Origin of the sequence: Streptomyces sp. NBC_01689 (assembly GCF_036250675.1) — a bacterium.
In the GTDB taxonomy this organism is placed as follows: Bacteria; Actinomycetota; Actinomycetes; order Streptomycetales; family Streptomycetaceae; genus Streptomyces.
Genome location: NZ_CP109592.1, coordinates 7,509,135 through 7,531,034 on the forward strand (window position 1 = coordinate 7,509,135; position 21,900 = coordinate 7,531,034).

Consider the following 21,900-nt stretch of genomic DNA (forward strand, 5'->3'; position numbering starts at 1 on the left):
GAACCCCATGAGCACACGGGGCCGGGGGCTGCACGGACGGGTACTGGACACCCTCGGACCGGCCATCACGGCGGGCGAGTACCCGCCGGGGAGCGTGCTGATCACGGACGAACTGGCCCAGCGCTTCGAGGTGTCGCGGTCCGTGATGCGCGAGGCGGTCAGGGTGCTGGAGTCCATGCACCTGGTGGAGTCCCGGCGCCGGGTGGGCGTGACCGTCCGTCCCAAGGCCGAGTGGAACGTCTACGATCCGCAGGTCATCCGGTGGCGGCTGGCCGGTGCCGACCGCCCCCACCAGCTGCGCTCGCTCACCGTGCTGCGCTCGGCCCTCGAACCCGTCGCGGCGGGGCTGGCCGCCCGGCACGCCACCGCCGGGCAGTGCGCCGAACTCACGGAGTGCGCCCTCGGCATGGTCGCGACCTCACGGGGCCACCAGCTGGAGGCGTACCTCGTCCACGACATCGCCTTCCACCGGGTGATCCTCACCGCGTCCGGCAACGAGATGTTCGCCCGCCTCGGCGACGTCGTGGCCGAGGTGCTGGCGGGCCGGACCCACCACGAGATCATGTTCGAGGACCCGGACCCGGCCGCCGTCACCCTGCACGTCCAGGTCGCGGAGGCGGTCCGCGAGGGCGACGCGGTCCGCGCCGAGAAACTCACCCGTGAGATCACGGTCGGCGCCCTCCAGGAACTCGACATCCTGGCGCCGTGACGACCGTGCGGCGCGGCGGCTACTCGGCGAAGTCGCCGTCCACGTACACCCAGGCACCGTCGACCCGCTCGAAGCGGCTCCGCTCGTGCAGCGAGCCGCCCCGGTAGGACGCGCGGAACGTCACGGTCCCCGTGGAGTGGAACGCCGATCCCTGACCGGTGCCGAGGATCTCCAGCCCCGTCCACCGCGTGCCGGGGTCGAACTCCACCCGGGGCGGGCGCGTCCGCGGGTGCCAGGTCCGCAGCAGATACCCCTCGTCGCGCTGGACGAAGGCGCTGTACCGCGAGCGCATCAGTGCCTCCGCGGTCGGCGCGGCGGCCTCGCCGCGGTGGAAGCGCCCGCAGCACGCCGCATACGGCTCGGACAGCCCGCAGGGGCAGCTACGACTGGTCATGCCGGCCATTCTCCTCCACCCCGCGGCCGCTCCCGGCGGGGCCGGCGGGAGCGGTCCGCCGTCGGGCGTTCGGGGGTGTCGTCCGGGGCGCGGAGGGGCGGCCGATCGGGTCGCGTGCGGCGGGGACGCCTCGGGCCGGCGGCAGCCGCTACGCGGAGCCCGCGTCCGTCGGCGGGTACGTGGGCCGGGCCGGGAGCGATGCCGTCAGGACCGGCAGGGGCGGCAGCTTCGCCGTGTGCAGCCACGCGGCGAAGAGGTCGTCCAGCGGCTCCACCGCGTACCGCGCGGCGTGCGCGAGGAACGCCGACGTGCTGACGGCGCCCCCGCGGTGCAGCGCGGCCCACCCGCGCAGCATGCGGAAGAAGGCCGCGTCGCCCAGCGCGCACCGCACGGCGTGCAGCGTGAGCCCGCCGCGCTCGTACAGCCGGTCGTCGAACATCAGCTTGCGCCCCGGGTCGGACAGCACCAGGTCCTGCGGCCGCCCGGACAGCTTCCGGTGCGCCACGGCGGCGAGCTGCTGCGTCGTACGGCCGCCCGACCGCTCCGACCACAGCCACTCCGCGTACTTCGCGAACCCCTCGTTCAGCCAGATGTGCCGCCAGTCCGCGATGGAGACACTGTTGCCGAACCACTGGTGCGCCAGCTCGTGCGCGACCAGCCGCTCCGAACCCCGTGCCCCGTCCACATGGTTGGCGCCGAACAGCGACAGCCCCTGCGCCTCGACCGGGACGTCGAGCTCCTCCTCGGTCACCACCACGGCGTACTCACCGAACGGATAGGGCCCGAAGAGCTCCTCGAACAGCTCCATCATCGCCGGCTGCCGCGCGAAGTCCCGGGAGAACGCGGGGAGCAGGTCCGCGGGCAGGTACCCGGACTGCGGCACACCCCCGAGCCCCGGGTCGCCCAGCAGCACCGTCTGGTACTTCCCGATCGACAGCCCGACCAGGTAACTCGACGTCGGCGCCGCCTGCTCGTACACCCAGGTGGTCGTCGACGCCTTCGTCGTGCGGGTCAGCAGCCTGCCGCCCGCCACCACCACGTACGCCGACGGCGTCGTGACCGAGATCTGGTACGAGGCCTTGTCGGCCGGGCGGTCGTTGCACGGATACCAGGACGGCGCTCCCACCGGCTGGCTGGCCACCAGGGCCCCGTCCTCCAGCTCCTCCCAGCCGAGCCCGCCCCAGGGGCTGTTCACCGGCTTGGGGTTGCCCGCCCAGTGCACCTCCACGGTGAAGGCGGCCCCGGCCCGGATCGGCTTGGCGGGGCGGACCCGCAGCTTGCCGCCCCGGTGGGTGTAGTGCGGCGCCTTGCCGTCGACCCGGATCCGGCCGATCCGGAAGTCGGCCAGGTTCAGCTGGAACTCCGCGAGCGCCGCCCGGCCCGCTATCGCGTTGATCCGCGCGGTGCCGGAGAGCCGGTTCGGGCCGGGACGGTAGTCCAGCGCGAGCTCGTACCGATGCACCCGGTAGCGGGGATCACCGTTGGCCGGGAAGTACGGGTCCGATCCCACTGTCTGCTGAACGGTCACTGCTGCGTCTGCTCCCTGCGCTGTGCTCGTACGACGTGCCGGTGCACCGTCCCCGGACGCCGTACGGGCCGCGCCTAGGAACGCCATGCCTCGATCGGGTTGCCCAGCCAGCGGGTGTCGTCGGGAACGGATTCCGCCGCCATGACGAGCGACGCGGGTCCCATTGTGCTGCGCGCCCCGACTGTGCTGCCGGGAAGGACGATTCCGCCCGGGCCCAGGGTGGCGCCCTCACGGAGGACCACATTATCCGTCCGCAAGATCCGGTCGTGGAAGAGGTGGGTCTGCAGCACACAGCCGCGGTTGACCGTGGCGGCGTCCCCCAGGGTGACCAGATCCGTCTCGGGCAGCCAGTAGCTCTCGATCCAGGTGCCCTTGCCGATCCGGGCGCCCAGGGCGCGCAGCCACGCCGTCATCAGCGGCGTACCGGGTACGGAACCCGCCAGCCATGGCACGGCCACCACCTCGACGAACGTGTCGGCCAGCTCGTTGCGCCACACGAACCCGCTCCACAGCGGGTGCTCGCCCGCCCGGTGCCGGCCCACCAGCAGCCACTTCGCGACGATGGACAGCACCGCGGCGGCGACCCCCGCCGCGAGCAGCACCACTCCGCACAGTGCCCAGGCCCAGGCGCCCAGCGCGCAGAGCGCGGCGCCGGTGAGCAGGGCGAGCGCGGCCGAGCAGAAGACCGGCACGATCCGGCACAGTTCCACCAGACCGCGCGCCCACAGCAGCCGCGCGGGCGGCTCGTAGGTGCGGCTCTGGTCACCGTCCTGCGTGGCACGCGGCAGCTTCACCGGCGGCAGCCCCAGGTAGGAGCTGCCCTTCTTGGCCTTCTTGGGCGTCGCGGAGAGCACGCCGACCAGACCGCCGTCGGGCACGCTGCGGCCGGGCGCGGTCATCCCGGAGTTGCCGAGGAACGCGCGGCGCCCGATCTCGGCCCGCCCGATGCGCATCCAGCCGCCGCCGAGCTCGTACGGCGCGGTGAGGGTGTCGTCCGCGAGGAAGGCGCCCTCACCGACGGTGGTCAGGCTCGGCAGGGCGAGCACGGTGGAGACCTCGGCGCCCCGGCCGATCCTCATCCCGAGCAGCCGCAGCCACACCGGGGTGATCAGCCCGGCGTACAGCGGGAACAGCGTCTCCCGGGACCGGTCCATCAACTGCGTGACCGTCCAGGACTGCCAGCCGATCCTGCTGTGCGTCGGGTACGTGCCCTCGCGCAGCCCGAGGCTGAGCAGCCGCACGCCGACCAGGATCAGCAGCGCGTAGGTGAGCCCGAAGGCGAGCGTGGCCGGCACCAGCGCCACCGCGGCGCCCCGCAGGGCCTCGGCCAGGCCCGCGTCCGGCGTGACGAACCGGCTCGCCACGAGGAGCGCGGCCAGTCCGCCGAGAAAGGGCAGCGCGGTCAGCGCGAAGCCCGTCGCGCCGTACATGGCGCGCCAGTACGTGCCCCGGCGCGGGCGCTCCTTGGGCCAGGCGCGCTTGGCCTTGCCGAGTTTGACGGCGGGCGCTCCGGCCCAGCGCTGCCCGGTGGGGATCTGCCCGGCGACGGCCGAGCCGGGCGCGACCTCGGCCCGCTTGCCGACCCGGGCACCCGGGAAGAGCATGCTGCGCGTGCCGACGACGGCGTGCGCGCCCACCTTCACCGGGCCGATCTCCAGACGGTCACCGTCCAGCCAGTACCCCGACAGGTCCACCTCGGACTCGACGGCGGCGCCCCGGCCCAGCTTGAGCAGGCCGGTCACGGGCGGCAGCGAGTGCAGGTCCACATCCGTGCCGATCTTGGCACCCAGGGCGCGGGCGTACCGCTCCAGCCAGGAACCGGTCAGCGCGGTCGCTCCGCTGAACTCGGCCAGCCGCTCGGCCGTCCACAGCCGCAGGTGCACGCTGCCGCCCCGGGGATGACGTCCGGCCTTGACACCGCGCATCAGCAGCCGGGCCCCGCCCGCCGCGATCGCGAGCCGTCCGGGCGGGCTGAAGAGGACGAGCGCCCCGGCGCCGACGAGCCACCACGAGGTGTCCGGCGCCCAGGGGTAGGGGCCGAACCAGTGCAGCACGTTCCCGAGCGCGGCCAGCGCCACGGTCCAGCGCAGCCCGAGCAGGGTGAAGAGCGGGACGAGCACGAGCAGTTGGACGATCTTGGCGCGCGGCGGAACGGGCGCGACGACGCGTTCGGCGGCGTCGTCCTGCGCGGACTTCTCCAGATGCCGGGCCAGCTTGCGCAGCACGGGCTGCTGGTAGATGTCGAGCACCGCGGCGCTGGGGTGGCGGGCGCGCAGCCGGGTGGTGAGCTGCGCGGCGGCGAGGCTGTTGCCGCCGATGGCGAAGAAGTCGTCGGAGGCGCTGTTCACGGGGATGCCGAGGACCTCGCTCCACTGCTCGGCGAGCCAGGCCTCGGTGCCGTAGAGCTGCTCCTTCGCCCCGCCGGTCTCCAGGCTCTCCAGCGGCCAGGGCAGCGCGGCCCGGTCGACCTTGCCGGAGGTCCGGGTCGGCAGGTCCCCGACGGGGGCGAGCAGCGGGACGAGGGCGGCCGGCAGCGCGGCACGCAGCTTCTCGACGGCGCTCGCGTGGTCCCAGCCGTCCTGGGTGACGACATAGCCGACGAGGAGCTGGTTCCCGCCGCGCGCGGTGCGGACCGCGGCCGCGGCCCCGGCGACGCCGGGCAGCGCCTGCAGGGCCGCGTCCACCTCACCGAGCTCGATCCGGCGGCCGCCCAGCTTGATCTGCTCGTCGGCGCGCCCGAGGAAGACCAGCCCCTCGGGCTCGGCCTTGACCAGGTCACCGCTCCGGTAGGCGCGCTGCCAGCCGAGCGACTCCAGCGGCGCGTACTTCTCCGCGTCCTTCTCGGCGTCGAGATAGCGGGCGAGACCGACCCCGCCGATCACCAGCTGGCCGCTGTCGCCCATGGCGACCGGTTCGCCGGCCTCGTCGACGACGGCGAGCTCCCAGCCGTTGAGGGGCAGGCCGATACGGATGGGCTCCTCGCCGGTCATCAGGGAGGCGCAGGCGACGACGGTGGCCTCGGTGGGGCCGTAGGTGTTCCACACCTCGCGGCCCTCGGTCACCAGCCGCTGCACCAGCTCGGGCGGACAGGCCTCGCCGCCGAAGATCAGCAGCCGGACCTCGTTGAGGGTCTCCGGCTCCCAGAGAGCGGCCAGGGTGGGCACGGTGGAGACCACGGTGATCTCCTGCTCGACCAGCCAGGGTCCCAGGTCGGCGCCGCTGCGGACCTGGGAGCGCGGCACCGGCACCAGGCAGGCGCCGTACCGCCAGGCCAGCCACATCTCCTCGCAGGAGGCGTCGAAGGCGACGGAGAGGCCGGCCATGACCCGGTCGCCGGGCCCGATGGGGTCATCGGTGAGGAAGAGGTCCGCCTCGGCGTCGACGAAGGCGGCGGCGCTGCGGTGGGTGACCGCGACGCCCTTGGGCCTGCCGGTGGAGCCGGAGGTGAAGATGATCCACGCGTCATGGTCCACTCCTGGCCGGGCGGCGGGAACCTCGGAGACGCCGTTGGCGGTCAGCCGGTGGCCGGCGCCCACGACGGCCCGCACCCCGGCCTCCCCGAAGACCAGCTCGGCCCGCTCGTCGGGGTCCTCGGCGTCCACCGGCACATAGGCCGCGCCGGCCGCCAGCACGGCGAGGACGGCGACGTACAGATCGTTGGTGCCCGACGGGACGCGGACGCCGACGCGGTCGCCGAGACCCACCCCGGCGTCGCTCAGCCGGGTGCGCAGGGACTCGACCTCGACCGACAGGGCACGGTAGGTGAGGCTGCGGTGCCCGTCGTCCAGGGCGGGCTCGTCGGGGTGGGCGCGGACGGACGCGTCGAGGATGTCGACCAGGGTGCGGGGAGAGGCGGCGGCGGAGGCGGAGAAGCGCGCCGGGTCGCCGAACTCCGCGCGCACCTCCTCGTCGAACAGTGCGAAAGCGGGGCCTTGCTCGAGGGCTGCCATCAGGTCCTCACGAGTTGTTCCCGGAGTGTCCGGGGAGCTGGGGGGCCCGCAGGTATGCCTGGGGATATTCCGGTCCAGCACCAAACAAGCGTGGAATTTTAGTACGACGCTAGCCCCGTGCCTGGTCATCAGCCATGTGAGGGGGCCGCGCGAGGCATCGGAACCGATCATTCCGCTGTGTGGGGGAGGCGCTGACGTGGGGGTATGTCAGGCTGACGAGATCTGCCCCACATCCGTCCGTGACACCGTGGACACAATGAGCGAGGGCCGCGACCTGACGGTCGCGGCCCTCGCTCATCACTGTGTGTCCGAGGGGGGACTTGAACCCCCACGCCCGATAAAGGGCACTAGCACCTCAAGCTAGCGCGTCTGCCATTCCGCCACCCGGACAAGGTGTCTGTCGCGCGGGTTTCCCTCGCGGCGACAGAGGAAACATTACCAGGCTTTCGAGGGCCTCCGATCACGCCCCGTCGCCGCGTGAACGGCGCGTGACGGGCCGGGTCCGGCCTTGGGTCGGGCGGGGGGTGGGGGAGAGGATGAGGGAGGACCACCAGCGGTGACAGTGGGAGGAAACAGCGTGAGCGAGTCGAACACGACCAGGGGCGTCTCCGGCGAGGACGAGGTCGTGGACCTCTGTCGCGAGCTGATCCGGATCGACACCAGCAACTACGGCGACCACTCCGGGCCGGGTGAGCGCAAGGCGGCGGAGTACGTTGCCGAGAAGCTCGCGGAGGTCGGGCTCGAACCGCAGATCTTCGAGTCCCACCAGGGCCGTGCCTCGACGGTCGCCCGCATCGAGGGCGAGGACCCCTCGCGCCCCGCGCTGCTCATCCACGGGCACACGGACGTCGTTCCGGCCAACGCGGCGGACTGGACCCACCACCCCTTCTCCGGGGAGATCGCGGACGGCATGGTCTGGGGCCGCGGCGCGGTCGACATGAAGGACATGGACGCGATGACCCTCGCGGTCGTACGGGACCGGCTGCGCACCGGCCGCAAACCCCCCCGCGACATCGTGCTCGCGTTCCTGGCGGACGAGGAGGCCGGCGGCACCTGGGGCGCCCGGCACCTGGTCGACAAGCACCCGGACCTCTTCGAGGGGGTCACGGAGGCGATCGGCGAGGTCGGCGGGTTCTCCTTCACGGTCAACGAGAAGCTGCGGCTGTATCTCGTCGAGACCGCGCAGAAGGGCATGCACTGGATGAAACTGACCGTGGACGGCACCGCCGGGCACGGTTCGATGATCCACCGGGACAACGCCATCACCGAGCTGTCCGAGGCCGTCGGCAGGCTGGGCCGGCACAAGTTCCCGGTGCGGGTGACCAAGACCCTGCGGCACTTCCTGGACGAGCTCGGCGACGCGCTCGGCACCGAGCTCGACCCGGAGAACATGGACGAGACGCTGGCCAGGCTCGGCGGCATCGCCAAGCTCATCGGCGCCTCCCTGCAGAACACCGCCAACCCGACCCAGCTGGGAGCCGGTTACAAGGTCAACGTGATCCCGGGGCAGGCGACCGCCCATGTCGACGGGCGCTATCTGCCGGGCCACGAGGAGGAGTTCCTCGCGGATCTGGACCGGATCCTCGGCCCGCGGGTCCGGCGCGAGGACGTGCACGCCGACAAGGCACTGGAGACCACCTTCGACGGGGCACTGGTCGACGCCATGCAGACCGCGCTGTCGGCCGAGGACCCGATCGCCCGCGCCGTCCCGTACATGCTCTCCGCCGGCACGGACGCGAAGTCCTTCGCCGACCTCGGGATCCGCTGCTTCGGCTTCGCCCCGCTGAAGCTGCCGCCCGAGCTGGACTTCGCGGGCATGTTCCACGGGGTCGACGAGCGGGTGCCGGTGGACGCGCTGCAGTTCGGTGTCCGCGTGCTCGACCGGTTCATCGAGGCGTCCTGACGTGTTGACGCCCGCAATCGACCGTGCGTACGGAGGTCGCCCGGCACGAGTGAATCCGACCATAAGCTCGTAGCTCCATTACTCCTTCCTCGTTACAGGTGATGCGATCCGAAGCTGGGATCGCATTGCCAACAAGGAGGAATAATGATCAAGAAGGTCGTCGCCGCTGCGGCTGCCACTGGTGGTCTGGTTCTCGCGGGTGCGGGCCTGGCTGTCGCCGACTCGGGTGCTCAGGGTGCCGCCGTGCACTCCCCGGGCGTCGTTTCCGGCAATGTCATCCAGGTGCCCGTTCACGTCCCGGTGAACGTCTGCGGCAACACGGTCTCCGTGATCGGGCTGCTGAACCCCGCCTTCGGCAACACCTGCATCAACCACTGACGTTGTGCCCCACCCCCTGAGGCCGGCTCCAGACGAGCCCGGCTCCACGAGGGGCCGACCGGCTTCCGCGCACGCGCCGGTGAGGTGCGCGCGCTTTCCGGATCGTCCAAGCCGATGGCTAAGGCAGGGAATACAGCTATGCGACAGGTCACCCGCAAGGGCCTGATGACCGTGGCGGCCGCGACCGGCGTGATCGCCGCGACCGGGGGCTACGCGCACGCCGACTCGGGAGCGAACGGTTTCACGTCCCACTCGCCCGGTGTGCTGTCGGGCAACACGGTGCAGGCGCCGGTGCACGTGCCGGTCAACGCGTGCGGAAACACCGTGAACGTCGTCGGGTTGCTGAACCCGGCGATGGGCAACACATGCGTCAACCAGGGCGGCGGAGGGTCGTCCTCAGGGAGTCACGGGGGCGGTCGCGCCGGCGGTGCGCACGCCGGAGGGCACGCCGTGGGCTCTCCCGGGGTCGGCTCCGGCAACCATGTCCAGGTGCCGGTCGACGTCCCGGTCAACCTCTGCGGCAACAGCGTGAACGTGATCGGACTCGGCAACGGGGCACTGGGCAACGCGTGCGGGAACGGTGGCGGTGGCCACCAGACGAACCCTCCGGGTCACCCCGGACACCCGGGCCAGCCGGGTCACCCCGGACACCCGGGCCAGCCGGGTCACCCCGGACACCCGGGCCAGCCGGGTCACCCCGGGCACCCGGGCCAGCCGGGTCACCCCGGGCACCCGGGCCAGCCGGGTCACCCCGGACACCCGGGCCAGCCGGGTCACCCCGGACATCCCGGACACCCGGGTCAGCCCGGTCACCCTGGATACCCGGGTCACCCCGGACACCCCGGCCAGCCCGGTCACCCGGGACACCCCGGTGAGCCTTGTCCTCCCGGTCACCCTGGGTACCCGGGCGAGCCCGGTCACCCTGGGCACCCGGGACACCCCGGCCACCCGGGGAATCCGGGCCAGCCCGGAACCCCGGGCACTCCCGGTACTCCGGGTCAGCCCGGCACCCCGGGTCAGCCCGGTACCCCCGGCACCCCGGGTCAGCCCGGCACTCCGGGTCAGCCCGGCACTCCGGGTCAGCCCGGGAACCCCGGTACGCCGTCCACCGCGTACCCGATCCACCGGGGAACGCAGTCCGTCTCGCAGCCGCACGGTGCCGCCCAGCTCGCCCACACCGGCAGTGAGCTGCCGCTCGGCGCGGTGATCCCGGTGGGCGCGGGCGCGCTCCTGGCGGGCGCGGTGCTGTACCGGCGGGCGCGCGCGAACGCCTGACCGTCATGACGGGCGGGGCGGACGCCCCGGGAGACGGCACCGGGGGACCCCGGGGGACAGGGACGGACGCGGCAGGCCGCGCGTACCCGCGCAGGCGCCATCGCGACGCCACCCGTGTCCCCCGGTGGCGTCGGCGGACGGAGCGGGCCCCGCACGGGCCGGGCCCGCTCCGCCTCAGCCGCTTCCGCTCACCACGTGGCGCGCACCTGGCGGATGATCCGCCGGCGCAACCGCACCCTGCGGCTGCCGTCGCGATGCAGGCTGAGGCGGTCCAACTCCCAGTGTCCGTACTCCGCGTGGTCGGTCAGCAGCCGTGTGGCCTCCTTGCGGGAAACCCCGCGCGGCACGTACACCTCGACAAATTCGTATTCCGGCATCGCATCTATTGTGCGGGCAGAGGCCGTGTACGGATAGCGTCTGCACTATGTCTGATGCTGTGCAGCCCACCGCTGCCGAGGTACGCGCCGCCGCAGAGGCGGTCAAGACCGCTCTCGACCGTCACCTGGCCGCGGTCGAGCGCAGGTCGGGCGATGACGACCCGGCCGTCTACGAGGCGTTCAACGAGCTGGCCGCCGCGGCCGAGGAGTACGACGAGCTGCTCTACGACCGGTACGACGAGGTGACCCCCTTCGAGATCCCGGCCGGCGACGACACGCTGCCGCCGTACACGGGCCCCGAGGAGCCGAACGCCCTCAGTGTCCTGATCCGCCGGGACTACGCGGTGGCGGAGCCCCAGCGACTGCTCGCACAGGCCCAGCGGGTCGAGGCGGTGGAGGAGGACGGCGCCACCGCGGCCGCGGGCTTCGACGCGGCGTCCGGCACGGTCCACGGGGCGCTCGGAGTGCTGTTCGGCGAGTTCGAACCGGACGAGATCGCCTCCCGGCACAAGGAGTTCGGGCTGGAGGAGGGCGACTCGACGCTCTGGGTCACGGCCGCGGACGAACCGGCCGACCCCGGCGAGTGGCTGGAGAGCCCCTTCGAGGCGATCGACCCGCAGCGCGTCGTCTGCCGCTTCGACGTGAGCGCTGTCTTCGACGACGAGTCGGACGACGAGGAACTGGACGACGACCTCGACACCGACTCCGAGCTGGACGACGACGCGGACCTGGAACCCCTGGACGCCGATCGCTGATCCCGGCACGAGGAGGGGCGGTCACCGGAGCCCGGTGACCGCCCTTCCCTTTCTCAGCCCGCTGTCGGGACCTGGGCCCTGAGCAGCGCCGGCAGACGTGTGGTGCGCGGCTTCTGCGGGACCTCGGCGACCGCCCGCTGCAGTGCCTGTTCCACCCCGTGGACCACCGACAGATGGCGTTCGGCGCGGCCGAAGGCGGTGTAGACCCACGGTCTGGTCAGAGCCGCCGCGGCGTCCCCCGGGAGCACCACGACCACGGCGGGCCAGCGCAGGCCGACCGCCTGGTGCGCCGTGAGCGCCCACCCGGGCCGGACGGACTGCTCCACCCGCTCCTTCGGTACGACGACGGGGGCGCCCGAGCAGTCCAGGTGCAGCCCCTCCGCGTCGGCCCGCACCACATGGCCCGGCATCGTCCGGCCCGGCGCGGGGGAGTACGCGATCCGGTCGCCGGGGTCGAAGCCCCCGAACCGGCCGGGGCCCGGGTTCAGCCGCTCCTTGAGCGCGGTGTTGAGCGCGCGCGTGCCCACCGCGCCGCCGTGCCCCGGAGTGATCACCTGCGTCTGCTCGGCAGGGATGCCGATCGCGCGCGGCACCGAGTCCGCGACCAGCTGCACGGTGCGGTGCACCGCCTCACCGGCGTCGCGCACCGGCACGATCACGACCTCCTTGCCGGGTGCCTCGACCTGGTTCAGCTCGCCGATCCCGATGCCGGAGACCAGCTCGCCGAGGGGTCCCGGGTCCGGCGTCCGCGAGGCGACCTGCGGGCACACGCGCGCGGCCAGCAGGTCGGCGAAGACCCTGCCCGGACCCGCCGACCACAGCACCCCCGGGTCACCGCTCAGCACCAGCCGTGCGCCGTCCGGCAACGACTCGGCGAGCGCGGCCCCCGTCTCCACGTCGAGCTGCGGCGCGTCGAGGACGACGAGGAGGTCGAGGTCCAGGGCGCCGTCCGCGTCCCGGCCCGGGCCCCGCACGCCCGACAGCAGATCCGCGACGGTGACGACGAAGGAGTCCGCACCGCGCTCCCCGTACTCGCCGCGCTCCGCGTGCTCCCCGTGCTCACCGTCCGCGGCGTCCTCCGGTCCGCCCGGCAGGCCCCGCGGGGCCGTCCCGAAGGCGTGGACGTCGGCGCCGCCGGTGGTGTGCCGGGCCGCCCAGGCGCGCAGGCCGAGACCCCGCGCGGCCCGCAGCAGGGCCGCCGCCTCCGCGCGGGAGGCGTCCCCGCCGGTGTGCAGGACCAGGCCGTGGCCCGCGACCGTGCGGATCAGCTCGGCGGCCGAGCGGCCGGCCGAGTCGGCGGCCCGCTCCCAGTCGGCCCCGGAACCGTCGTCCTTCGGCGCGGAGTTCATCACCCGGGCCAGCCCGTCGGCGAGGCTCTCCTCGGCCAGCGCGTACCGCTCCAGGCCCACGAGGACGCGCACGGGGCGCTCCTCGCCCTCGCCGGCGTCGTCCCCGGCGTCGTCGCGCGCGGGGGCCGCCACGGGGGCCGCCGTCTCCAGCGCGTCCTGGAAGACCAGCGCCTCGCCCTCCGCGAGGGTGCTCTGCACGGCCGCGTCCGGGTCCGGGACCGCACGCTGGGTGAGCGCGGCGGTGAGCGCCGGGGCGTCCAGGGCGGTGTGCCCGGCGAGCGCCGCCTGTTCGAGGAGCCACACCGTGAGCGCGCGGCCGCGCCGTTCGTCGTCCGGACCGCATTCCGTTCCGAGCAGCGCCCGGGCGAACCCGTCGGCCTGCTCGGGCCGCACCCCGGTGACCCGGAGCAACTGCCAGGGGTCCTCGCGCAGTTGCCCGTCCGCGCCCTCGCCCAGGGCGGCGACGACCTGCGGCGCGAGCCCGTCCGGGGCGCCGGCGCCGGTCAGGACGGCCCGGACGGCTTCGACGGTCCGCGGGGCGGGAGCCGGCGCGGGCGCGGCCGGTGCGGACATCTGCTGCGGGCGGCGGGCGGGCTCCGGAGCGGCCGCGCGCGGGGCGGGCTCGGGCCGGCGGAGGACGGGGGCCACGGGCTTCTCGCCGCTCTCCACGGCCCGTACCGCCGCCAGCAGATCGGCGGCGGTGCCGCTGAGCCCGGCACCGGCGGCGATCGGGCCCCGCTTCTCCGCCTTCCGCCGCTCGATCCGCTCCCGCTCCAGCCGCTGGGCGGCCAGCTCGGCCTCGGCCTCGGAGCGCTGGGCGGCCGCCTCGCTCCCGGTCCCCTCGGCGCCGGCCGCTTCGCCGTCGGCCCCGTCCGCGGCCGTCCCGGTCGGCTCCCCGGCACTCGCCGCTCCGCCCTCGGCGGCTGCGTCCGTGTCCTCGCCGGTGTCCCGGCCGCTGTCCCCGTCGCCGTCCGGCCCGCTGTCGGCGCCGACGGCCGGGGAGGCCGCGGCGGCGGCCCCGGGGGTGCGGTCCTCCGCCGTGGCGCCCGGGGCCTTCGGCTCCGCTTCCTCCGTGGTCTCGGGCTCCGTGCTCACAGCGTGCTCCAGTCGTGATCGGGATAGTGGTGCACCGGTGCCGACACGTCGTCGAGCGCCCGGCAGATCTCGTCAGGAAGACTAAGGGCCTCCACTGACAGCGCGCCCATGAGCTGCTGCGCGTTGCGCGCGCCGACGATCGGGGCGGCGACCCCCGGGCGGTCGCGGATCCAGGCGAGCGCGACCTGCAGCGGCGTGACGGCGAGGCCGTCCGCCGCGGTCGCCACCGCGTCCACGATGCTGCTCGCCGTGTCGTCCAGGTACGGCGCGACGAAGGGGGCGAGGTGTTCCGAGCCGCCCCGGGAGTCGGACGGCGTGCCGTCCCGGTACTTCCCGGTGAGCACGCCCCGGCCGAGCGGCGAGGAGGGCAGCAGTCCGACGCCCAGGTCGAGGGCGGCGGGCAGGACCTCCCGCTCGACGCCGCGCTGCAGCAGGGAGTACTCCATCTGCGTGCTCGCCAGCCTGGTCCGGGTGCCGGGCGCGGCGAGCTGCCAGGTGGCGGCCTTGGCGAGCTGCCAGCCGCAGAAGTTCGACACCCCCGCGTACCGGGCGCGTCCGCTGCTGACCGCGAGGTCGAGCGCCTGGAGGGTCTCGTCCAGGGGGGTGCCCGCGTCGAAGGCGTGCACGTGCCACAGGTCCACGTAGTCGGTGCCCAGACGCTGGAGCGAGGCGTCGAGTGCCGACAGGAGGTGCCCCCGCGAGCCGTCGAACCGGCGGTCCGGGTCGGGCACGCTGCCTGCCTTGGTGGAGATGACCAGGTCCCGGCGCGGGACCAGCCCTTCTATGAGCTGTCCGAGCACGTACTCGGCCTCCCCGTCGCCGTACACGTCCGCGGTGTCGACGAGGTTCCCGCCCGCTTCCCAGAACACCTTCAACAGCTCCGCGGCGTCATGCTCGTCGGTGTCCCGCCCCCAGGTGAGGGTGCCGAGTCCGATCCGGGACACGCGAAGGCCGGTACGGCCGAGATGCCTCTGCTCCATGGACGCCGAGATTACTGGCCAGAACTCACCTCGTGGTGGCCCTGTGGACAACCCGGATGATCAGAGCCGGAACCCGTTCCTGCCAGGATGCCCGTCCGCGCGCTAGGGTCTCCGGCACAAGGGACGTTACTGATGGGTAAGGGGATCGGTCATGCAGCTCGGGATCAACCTCGGCTACTGGGGTGCCGGAATGGACGCGGACAATCTGGCCGTCGCCCAGGAGGCCGACCGGCTCGGATACGCCGTCTGCTGGGCCGCCGAGGCCTACGGCTCCGACGCGGCGACCGTGCTCAGCTGGGTCGCCGCGCAGACCGAGCGCATCGACGTCGGCTCGGCGATCTTCCAGATCCCGGCCCGCCAGCCCGCCATGACCGCGATGACCGCCGCCACCCTCGACTCGCTCTCCGGCGGCCGTTTCCGCCTCGGCCTCGGTGTGTCCGGTCCGCAGGTCTCGGAGGGCTGGTACGGCGTCAAGTTCGACAAGCCGCTGGCCCGGACCCGCGAGTACGTGGAGATCGTACGGAAGGCGATGACCCGCGAGCGGCTCTCCTACGAGGGCGAGCACTGGACGCTGCCGCTGCCGGGCGGCCCGGGCAAGCCGATCAAGCTGACCGTCCACCCCGAGCGCGAGCACATCCCGCTCTACGTCGCCGCGATCGGTCCGAAGAACCTGGAGCAGACCGGTGAGATCGCCGACGGCGCGCTGCTGATCTTCCCCTCGGCCGAGCACCTGGAGGCCACCGCGATCACGTACCTGCGCGCGGGCCGGGAGAAGGCCGGGCTGACGATGGAGGGCTTCGACGTCTGCCCGACGCTGCCGCTCGCCGTCGGCGCCGACAAGGACGTGACCGCGCTCGCCGACATGTTCCGCCCCTACACCGCGCTGTACGTCGGCGGGATGGGCAGCCGCAAGCAGAACTTCTACAACCAGCTCGCCCAGCGCATGGGGTACGAGAAGGAGGCCGCCGAGATCCAGGACAAGTACCTGTCCGGCGACAAGGAGGGCGCCGCCGCCGCCGTCCCGCACACGCTGATCGACCAGACCACGCTGCTCGGCACCGTCGACCGCATCGCGGACCGCATGCAGGCCTACGCGGCGGCCGGCGTCACGACGCTCACCCTGGCGCCCGCGGGCTTCACGCTGGAGGACCGCATCGCCTCGCTCCGCGCCGGCTCCGACGCCCTGGAGCGCGCCGGTCTGGCGTAACGCCGACGGATCGCTTCGCGTCGTCCTCGACGAAGCGCGGCAGAAGAGTTCTGCGGCCGTGGTGGGGGCTCGGGGGGTCTTCCCCGCCACGGCCGTCACCGTGAACAACGCGCGGAGGCCCGCTCGGTTACGCGCTCCGGCCTCCGTCTCCCTCCTTCGTTCGGCGGATTTGTCCGACACATCGGTTGCCGGGCCCCCGGCATCCCATTTGACTCGTTTTCTGCGGAACCTGCGGAGAGGTGCGAGTCATGCTTTCGGCCAAGAGTCTGTTCCAGGAGATCCTCGACAACGACGAGTCGTTCCGGCTCTTCTGCTCCATCGCGGCCAGCGGGGAGTCACAGGGCGGCTGGGAGAACGGACGCATCGCCGCGCTCGTCCCCCCGGACGAGCGCGCCCTCGCGCCGAAGATCGCCCGGCACGGCGCCGACGAGGACAAGCACGGGCGGATCTTCAACGCCCTGATGCGGAAGCGGGGACTCGCCCCGGTCGCCGTCCCGGCGGACACGGACTACACGATGCTCCTCGAACGCCGGGGCATCGGTCTCGCCCACGAGAAGCTCCGGGGCGAGCGGCCGCTCGGCGTGCGGGACATCGTCACCTATCTCGCCCACAGCAGGGTCACCGAACAGCGGGCCTCCGAGCAGATGGACCTGTTGCGCAGGCACTTCGCGGACCATCCCGAGCTGGGCCGTGCCGTCCGGATGATCTCCGACGACGAGGACGGCCACCTCGCCTACTGCCACGAGGAGCTGCTGCGCTTCGCCTTCGCCGGGCACGGCCGCGCCATCCAGGGGACCCTGCGGGCCTGCGCACTCGCCGAGATCCGCGTCTACCGCGACGTCAGTCTCGCGGTGACGGCCCACATGGGGCGTATCCTCGGCTGGCCGCGGGCCAAGGCGGCCACGCTCACCGCGGGCATCCACGCCGTCTACGCCTACGAGCGGGCGGGCGGCTGGCGGCGCATGGTCTCCCTGAGGATGCCCGAACGGCGCGACGCGCTGGGCGGACCTCCGACGACGGCCCACGAGTTCGCCTGACCTCTCGCTACAGCCAGCCCCGCCGCTTGAAGAGCCGGTACAGCAGGATCTCCAGCATGATCATCCCCAGTACCACCGCCGGGTACGACCACAGCCAGTGCAGCTCCGGCATGTGGTCGAAGTTCATGCCGTAGACCCCCGCGATCAGCGTGGGGACCGCGGCCATCGCCGCCCACGCCGAGATCTTCCGCATGTCGTCGTTCTGCCGCACGCTCATCTGCGCGAGATGGGCCGACAGGATGTCCGACACCAGCCGGTCCAGCCCCTCCACCGACTCGTTCACCCGGGCCAGATGGTCGTTGACGTCCCGGAAGAAGGGGTGCGCCGCGGCGTTCACGAACGGCACCGCGGTGCCGGTCGCGCCGGTCCCGGCGAGCCGGGTCAGGGGAACGGTCAGCGGACCCGTCGCCCGGCGGAACTCCATGACCTGCCGCTTGAAACCGTAGATCCTCGACGCGGTGTTCCGCGAGCCCCCGACCGAGGGGGAGAAGACCTCCGCCTCCAGCTCCTCCAGGTCCGCGCCCAGCTCGGTCGCCACGTCCAGGTAGTGGTCCACCGTCGCGTCCGCGATCGCGTAGAGCACCGTCGTCGGGCCGCGCCGCAGCGACTCGGGGTCCGCCTCCAGGCGGCGCCGGACGGCCGCGAGCGGTGAGCTGTCGCCGTGACGGACGGTCACCACGAAGGCGTCCCCGAGGAAGACCATGACCTCACCGGCGGTGACGACATCACTCTCCGGCTCGTAGCAGACCGGCTTCAGGACCATGAACAGCGAGTCGTCGTAGATCTCCAGTTTGGGCCGCTGGTGCGCCTTCAGCGCGTCCTCCACCGCCAGCGGATGCAGCCCGAACTCACTGCTGACGAGGTCGAACTCCTGTTCCGTCGGCTCGTTCAGACCGATCCAGACGAACGCGTCGCCCTCCGCGCGTGCCGTGTCCAGGGCGTCCGAGAGGTCCTCGGGCCCTTCGGTCCGGCGCCCGGCACGGTAGATGGCCCAGTCGACGATCACGGAGCGTATTCTCCCGCCGCCCCGGCCGGCGCGCACCTCAGGGACCCGGCTGTCCACAGGGCACACCGGGTCCGGGCGTCACCCGTTTACGCTGGTTCGCATGCCCACCCTGATCCTCGTCCGGCACGGACGCTCGACCGCCAACACCGCGGGTCTGCTCGCCGGCTGGACCCCCGGCGTCGCCCTCGACGAGCGCGGGGCCCAGCAGGCCGCGGCGCTGCCGGGACGGCTCGCCGCGCTGCCGCTCTCCGAAGTCGTCACCAGCCCCCTGCAGCGCTGCCAGGAGACCCTGCAGCCGCTGCTCGACGCCCGGCCCGAGCTGCGCGCGCACACCGACGACCGGATCGGCGAAGCGCACTACGGCGACTGGTCGGGCCGCAAGCTCGCCGAGCTCAAGGACGAACCGCTCATGGAGGTCGTCCAGGCCCACCCGTCCGCGGCCGCCTTCCCCGGCGGCGAGTCGATGCGGGCCATGCAGACCCGCGCCGCCGAGGCGGTCCGCGAGTGGAACGCCCGCGTCGAGCGCGACCACGGCAGCGACGCCGTCTACCTCATGTGTTCGCACGGCGACATCATCAAGTCCCTCGTCGCCGACGCACTCGGACTTCACCTGGATCTCTTCCAGCGGATCTCCGTGGAACCCTGTTCCATCACCGCGATCCGCTACACACGACTGCGTCCCTTCCTCGTCCGTCTCGGAGACACCGGCGACCTCGCCTCCCTGGCGCCGCGCGAGGAACCCCCGAGCGGCGACGCCCCGGTCGGGGGCGGTGCGGGCGCACCGTGATCGTCGGCCGCAGTAGGGTGAAGCGGTCGAAGCAGCGCATCAGTTGTCAGCAAGCCGTCAGCAACCGATGCGGGCCGACACAGTCAACCGGTCCGCATGCCGAATCCAATGGAGACAGGACGTGTCCCGTCAGGTGTTCCTCTACGACCCCCCGGACCGTTTCGTGGCCGGTACGGTCGGGTTGCCCGGGCGCCGTACCTTCTTCCTGCAGGCCTCGTCGGGCCCCCGGGTGACCAGCGTGGCGCTGGAGAAGACCCAGGTCGCCGCACTCGCCGAACGCATGGACGAGCTGCTCGACGAGGTCGTGCGGCGCACCGGCGGCATCGCCCCGGTCCCGGCCGTGGCCTCGGCCGAGGTGTCCGACACCGCCCCTCTCGACACGCCCGTCGAGGAGGAGTTCCGGGTCGGCACCATGGCGCTGGCCTGGGACGGTGACGAGCAGCGCATGATCGTCGAGGCGCAGGCCCTGGTGGAACTCGACGCGGACTCCGACGAGGACCTCGCCGAGGCCGAGGAGCGACTGCTCCAGGACGAGGAGAACGGCCCGCCGATGCTCCGCGTCCGGCTCACCGGCGCGCAGGCCAGGGCCTTCGCCAAGCGCGCCCTCGACGTCGTCAACGCGGGCCGGCCGCCCTGCCCGCTGTGCAGCCTCCCGCTCGACCCGGAAGGACACGTATGTCCGCGACAGAACGGATACCGCCGCGGAGCGTGACCACGGCCGAGCTGCTCGCCCAGGGCGAGCTGAAGGTGCGCGGACAGATCCGTGAGGCCTCGAACGCGGTGCTGTACTGCTCCGTCTCGTACGAGGGCCGCGACGCGTTCTGCGTCTACAAGCCGGTCGCCGGAGAGCGCCCCCTGTGGGACTTCCCGGACGGCACGCTGGCGCAGCGCGAGGTCGCCGCGTACGAGGTCTCCGAGGCGACCGGGTGGGGGCTGGTGCCGACCACCGTGCTGCGCGACGGACCCTACGGCCAGGGCATGTGCCAGCTGTGGGTCGAGGCGTCCCCCGAGGACGACGGCACGGGCCTGCTCGCCCTGGTGGACGACGAGGAGCCGGCCGAGGGCTGGAAGGCCATCGGTCTCGCCGAGGTGGGCGAGGGCCGCACGGCACTGCTGGTGCACGCCGACGACACCCGGCTGCGCCGGCTCGCCGTCCTCGACGCCGTGATCAACAACGCCGACCGCAAGGGCGGCCATCTGCTGCCCACCGGAGAGGGCCGGCTGTACGGCATCGACCACGGGGTCACCTTCAACGCGGACAACAAGCTGCGCACGCTGCTGTGGGGCTGGGCCGGGGAACCGCTGACCCCGGAGGCGGTCGACGTCCTCGCCTCGCTGCGGGAGGGCCTGGCGCCCGGCGCCCCGCTCGCCACCCGGCTGGCCGAACTCATCACGACCGCCGAGATCGACGCCACGCGCGCCCGCGTCGGGGCGATGCTCTCCTCGGGGAAGCATCCCGAGCCGAGCGGGGAGTGGCCGGCGATCCCCTGGCCGCCGGTCTGAGCGGTCCGGTCCCGCACCGGCCGGGGGCGTGAGGCCGCCGCGACCGGCGCCGCCGCGGTCCGGGGCCGCGACCTCTCCGGGGCCGCGGCGGGACGGGTCGCCCGCCGGTGTGAGGAACCCGACGCGGAGCATGCCGCCGGGCGAGTGCGCGCGCCCGGCGCGCGCCGGGGTGCCGCTCTCCTGACCCCCTCGGCGCACACCCGTGCGGAATCACCCTCGGCGTATCCGTATATGACCCGATATGTGCTGCCGCGCCGCCGTGCCGGGTCCGCCGGAGCGAGGCCCCGCGCTTCCGGCGCCCATCGGTGAACGCGCCGATGCACAGGACGCGGCGTCCCACAAGAGGGCCTTACGGGCCATCAGGCCTGGTCCGGTTCGTATACGGAAGTCGCGTCCGGTTAGGCTCATGACATGCATGCCTGGCCCGCTTCTGAGGTCCCCGCCCTGCCCGGCGAGGGCCGCGACCTCCGGATCCACGACACCGCGACCGGTGGTCCCGTCACTCTCGACCCCGGTCCCGTCGCCCGTATCTACGTCTGCGGCATCACGCCGTACGACGCGACCCACATGGGTCACGCGGCGACCTACAACGCGTTCGACCTCGTTCAGCGCGTGTGGCTCGACACCAAGCGGCAGGTTCACTACGTCCAGAACGTGACCGACGTCGACGACCCGCTCCTGGAGCGGGCGGAACGCGACGGCGTCGACTGGGTGGGACTCGCCGAGCAGGAGACCGCCCTCTTCCGTGAGGACATGACCGCCCTGCGGATGCTTCCGCCGCGCCACTACATAGGCGCCGTCGAGGCCATACCCGGCATCGTGCCGCTCGTCGAGCGGCTGCGGGACGCCGGGGCCGCCTACGAGCTCGAGGGGGACGTGTACTTCTCCGTCGAGTCCGACCCCCACTTCGGCGGGGTGTCCGGTCTGGACGCCGCCGCGATGCGTCTGCTGTCCGCCGAGCGGGGCGGTGACCCGGACCGCCCGGGCAAGAAGAACCCGCTCGACCCGATGCTCTGGATGGCCGCGAGGGAGGGCGAGCCCAGCTGGGACGGCGGCTCGCTCGGACGCGGCCGGCCCGGCTGGCACATCGAGTGCGTGGCCATCGCCCTCGATCACCTGGGGATGGGCTTCGACGTCCAGGGCGGCGGCTCGGACCTCGCCTTCCCGCACCACGAGATGGGCGCCTCGCACGCCCAGGTGCTCACCGGCGAGTTCCCGATGGCCAAGGCGTACGTGCACGCCGGCATGGTCGGTCTCGACGGCGAGAAGATGTCGAAGTCGAAGGGGAACCTGGTCTTCGTCTCCACCCTCCGGCGCTCCGGTGTCGACCCGGCCGCCATCCGGCTCGCGCTGCTCGCCCACCACTACCGCGCCGACTGGGAGTGGACGGACGCCGTCCTCGCGGACGCCGTCGCCCGCCTGGAGACCTGGCGTGCCGCCGTGTCCCGGCCCGACGGCCCGTCCGCCGAGGCGCTCGTCGAGGAGATCCGCGACGCCCTCGCCGACGACCTCGACGCGCCGGCCGCGCTCGCCGCCGTCGACCGCTGGGCCACGCTCCAGCACGAGCGGGGCGGCACGGACGAGGGTGCCCCCGGCGTCGTCTCGCGCGCCGTGGACGCCCTGCTGGGTGTCGCCCTGTAACCCGTACGCAGCTCCCGTACAGGAGG

At 73.0% G+C, this 21,900-nt stretch carries 18 protein-coding genes and 1 tRNA gene; 11 read left to right on the forward strand and 8 right to left on the reverse strand.

Features of this window, described 5'->3' with window-relative positions:
- Nucleotides 1-7 precede the first annotated feature (7 nt).
- Nucleotides 8-709: a FadR/GntR family transcriptional regulator gene (locus tag OG776_RS32145; protein WP_148007659.1), complete on the forward strand. Its 702-nt coding sequence runs from the start codon at nucleotides 8-10 to the stop codon at nucleotides 707-709.
- A 19-nt stretch (nucleotides 710-728) separates the two neighbouring features.
- Here OG776_RS32145 and OG776_RS32150 read toward each other — a convergent pair whose 3' ends face one another.
- The 4 genes from OG776_RS32150 to OG776_RS32165 all read right to left on the reverse strand — a co-directional run bounded on the left by OG776_RS32150 (nucleotide 729) and on the right by OG776_RS32165 (nucleotide 6,971).
- Nucleotides 729-1,103, reverse strand: a complete 375-nt coding sequence (locus OG776_RS32150) for a YchJ family protein (protein ID WP_390722576.1) — start codon at nucleotides 1,101-1,103, stop codon at nucleotides 729-731.
- Between the two features lie 148 nt (nucleotides 1,104-1,251).
- Nucleotides 1,252-2,631: a M1 family metallopeptidase gene (locus tag OG776_RS32155; RefSeq protein WP_329322957.1), complete on the reverse strand. Its 1,380-nt coding sequence runs from the start codon at nucleotides 2,629-2,631 to the stop codon at nucleotides 1,252-1,254.
- Between the two features lie 74 nt (nucleotides 2,632-2,705).
- Nucleotides 2,706-6,581 carry a Pls/PosA family non-ribosomal peptide synthetase gene (locus OG776_RS32160; RefSeq protein ID WP_329322958.1) on the reverse strand — a complete coding sequence of 1,292 codons (3,876 nt, stop codon included), beginning with the start codon at nucleotides 6,579-6,581 and terminating at the stop codon, nucleotides 2,706-2,708.
- A gap of 305 nt (nucleotides 6,582-6,886) precedes the next feature.
- Nucleotides 6,887-6,971 (reverse strand) — tRNA-Leu (locus OG776_RS32165).
- A gap of 187 nt (nucleotides 6,972-7,158) precedes the next feature.
- On the opposite strand from OG776_RS32165, the gene OG776_RS32170 reads away from it, so the two are divergent.
- The 3 genes from OG776_RS32170 (at nucleotide 7,159) to OG776_RS32180 (ending at nucleotide 10,137) form a co-directional block, all read left to right on the forward strand.
- On the forward strand, nucleotides 7,159-8,484 hold the full coding sequence (locus OG776_RS32170; protein WP_148007663.1) for a M20/M25/M40 family metallo-hydrolase: 1,326 nt from the start codon (nucleotides 7,159-7,161) through the stop codon (nucleotides 8,482-8,484).
- Nucleotides 8,485-8,628: 144 nt separating this feature from the next.
- A complete protein-coding gene (gene chpH, locus OG776_RS32175) occupies nucleotides 8,629-8,862 on the forward strand; it encodes a chaplin ChpH (protein WP_148007664.1) in 234 nt (77 codons plus the stop codon).
- Nucleotides 8,863-9,027: 165 nt separating this feature from the next.
- Nucleotides 9,028-10,137: a chaplin gene (locus OG776_RS32180; RefSeq protein ID WP_443077388.1), complete on the forward strand. Its 1,110-nt coding sequence runs from the start codon at nucleotides 9,028-9,030 to the stop codon at nucleotides 10,135-10,137.
- Nucleotides 10,138-10,325: 188 nt separating this feature from the next.
- Here the strand turns inward: OG776_RS32180 and OG776_RS32185 are convergent, their stop codons facing one another.
- Nucleotides 10,326-10,514, reverse strand: coding sequence for a DUF5703 family protein (locus OG776_RS32185; RefSeq protein ID WP_148007666.1), 189 nt, complete (start codon nucleotides 10,512-10,514; stop codon nucleotides 10,326-10,328).
- Nucleotides 10,515-10,561: 47 nt separating this feature from the next.
- Between OG776_RS32185 and OG776_RS32190 the strand changes: the two genes are divergently transcribed.
- Nucleotides 10,562-11,269, forward strand: a complete 708-nt coding sequence (locus tag OG776_RS32190; protein ID WP_148007667.1) for a hypothetical protein — start codon at nucleotides 10,562-10,564, stop codon at nucleotides 11,267-11,269.
- 53 nt (nucleotides 11,270-11,322) lie between these two features.
- Here the strand turns inward: OG776_RS32190 and OG776_RS32195 are convergent, their stop codons facing one another.
- Complete coding sequence (locus OG776_RS32195) at nucleotides 11,323-13,713, reverse strand: helix-hairpin-helix domain-containing protein (RefSeq protein WP_329322960.1); 2,391 nt, start codon at nucleotides 13,711-13,713, stop codon at nucleotides 11,323-11,325.
- Complete coding sequence (locus tag OG776_RS32200) at nucleotides 13,710-14,693, reverse strand: aldo/keto reductase (RefSeq protein WP_148007669.1); 984 nt, start codon at nucleotides 14,691-14,693, stop codon at nucleotides 13,710-13,712. The genes OG776_RS32195 and OG776_RS32200 overlap by 4 nt, the downstream gene beginning before the upstream one ends.
- Before the next feature lie 151 nt (nucleotides 14,694-14,844).
- Between OG776_RS32200 and OG776_RS32205 the strand changes: the two genes are divergently transcribed.
- Both OG776_RS32205 and OG776_RS32210 read left to right on the forward strand, forming a co-directional pair.
- A complete protein-coding gene (locus OG776_RS32205) occupies nucleotides 14,845-15,900 on the forward strand; it encodes an LLM class F420-dependent oxidoreductase (RefSeq protein ID WP_148007670.1) in 1,056 nt (351 codons plus the stop codon).
- A 248-nt stretch (nucleotides 15,901-16,148) separates the two neighbouring features.
- A complete protein-coding gene (locus OG776_RS32210) occupies nucleotides 16,149-16,937 on the forward strand; it encodes a ferritin-like domain-containing protein (protein ID WP_148007671.1) in 789 nt (262 codons plus the stop codon).
- Nucleotides 16,938-16,944: 7 nt separating this feature from the next.
- On the opposite strand, the gene corA is transcribed toward OG776_RS32210, so the two are convergent.
- Nucleotides 16,945-17,943, reverse strand: coding sequence for a magnesium/cobalt transporter CorA (gene corA / locus OG776_RS32215; RefSeq protein WP_187285495.1), 999 nt, complete (start codon nucleotides 17,941-17,943; stop codon nucleotides 16,945-16,947).
- 100 nt (nucleotides 17,944-18,043) lie between these two features.
- Between corA and OG776_RS32220 the strand changes: the two genes are divergently transcribed.
- The 4 genes from OG776_RS32220 (at nucleotide 18,044) to mshC (ending at nucleotide 21,874) form a co-directional block, all read left to right on the forward strand.
- The gene (locus tag OG776_RS32220; RefSeq protein ID WP_148007672.1) at nucleotides 18,044-18,730 is read left to right on the forward strand and encodes a histidine phosphatase family protein; all 687 of its coding nucleotides are present in this window, start codon (nucleotides 18,044-18,046) and stop codon (nucleotides 18,728-18,730) included.
- Nucleotides 18,731-18,851: 121 nt separating this feature from the next.
- Complete coding sequence (locus OG776_RS32225) at nucleotides 18,852-19,442, forward strand: DUF3090 domain-containing protein (protein ID WP_148007673.1); 591 nt, start codon at nucleotides 18,852-18,854, stop codon at nucleotides 19,440-19,442.
- Nucleotides 19,406-20,233 carry an SCO1664 family protein gene (locus OG776_RS32230; RefSeq protein WP_148007674.1) on the forward strand — a complete coding sequence of 276 codons (828 nt, stop codon included), beginning with the start codon at nucleotides 19,406-19,408 and terminating at the stop codon, nucleotides 20,231-20,233. The genes OG776_RS32225 and OG776_RS32230 overlap by 37 nt, the downstream gene beginning before the upstream one ends.
- Before the next feature lie 411 nt (nucleotides 20,234-20,644).
- Nucleotides 20,645-21,874, forward strand: coding sequence for a cysteine--1-D-myo-inosityl 2-amino-2-deoxy-alpha-D-glucopyranoside ligase (mshC, locus tag OG776_RS32235; protein WP_148007675.1), 1,230 nt, complete (start codon nucleotides 20,645-20,647; stop codon nucleotides 21,872-21,874).
- Nucleotides 21,875-21,900: the final 26 nt, after the last annotated feature.

What these genes read in the sequence shown, in the direction of transcription:
- OG776_RS32145 (WP_148007659.1), top strand. Translation starts at nt 8, where the DNA reads ATGAGCACACGGGGCCGGGGGCTGCACGGACGGGTACTGGACACCCTC.
- OG776_RS32150 (WP_390722576.1), bottom strand. Translation starts at nt 1,103, where the DNA reads ATGACCAGTCGTAGCTGCCCCTGCGGGCTGTCCGAGCCGTATGCGGCG.
- OG776_RS32160 (WP_329322958.1), bottom strand. Translation starts at nt 6,581, where the DNA reads ATGGCAGCCCTCGAGCAAGGCCCCGCTTTCGCACTGTTCGACGAGGAG.
- chpH (WP_148007664.1), top strand. Translation starts at nt 8,629, where the DNA reads ATGATCAAGAAGGTCGTCGCCGCTGCGGCTGCCACTGGTGGTCTGGTT.
- OG776_RS32180 (WP_443077388.1), top strand. Translation starts at nt 9,028, where the DNA reads ATGACCGTGGCGGCCGCGACCGGCGTGATCGCCGCGACCGGGGGCTAC.
- OG776_RS32185 (WP_148007666.1), bottom strand. Translation starts at nt 10,514, where the DNA reads ATGCCGGAATACGAATTTGTCGAGGTGTACGTGCCGCGCGGGGTTTCC.
- OG776_RS32190 (WP_148007667.1), top strand. Translation starts at nt 10,562, where the DNA reads ATGTCTGATGCTGTGCAGCCCACCGCTGCCGAGGTACGCGCCGCCGCA.
- OG776_RS32200 (WP_148007669.1), bottom strand. Translation starts at nt 14,693, where the DNA reads ATGGAGCAGAGGCATCTCGGCCGTACCGGCCTTCGCGTGTCCCGGATC.
- OG776_RS32205 (WP_148007670.1), top strand. Translation starts at nt 14,845, where the DNA reads ATGCAGCTCGGGATCAACCTCGGCTACTGGGGTGCCGGAATGGACGCG.
- OG776_RS32210 (WP_148007671.1), top strand. Translation starts at nt 16,149, where the DNA reads ATGCTTTCGGCCAAGAGTCTGTTCCAGGAGATCCTCGACAACGACGAG.
- OG776_RS32220 (WP_148007672.1), top strand. Translation starts at nt 18,044, where the DNA reads ATGCCCACCCTGATCCTCGTCCGGCACGGACGCTCGACCGCCAACACC.
- OG776_RS32230 (WP_148007674.1), top strand. Translation starts at nt 19,406, where the DNA reads ATGTCCGCGACAGAACGGATACCGCCGCGGAGCGTGACCACGGCCGAG.
- mshC (WP_148007675.1), top strand. Translation starts at nt 20,645, where the DNA reads ATGCATGCCTGGCCCGCTTCTGAGGTCCCCGCCCTGCCCGGCGAGGGC.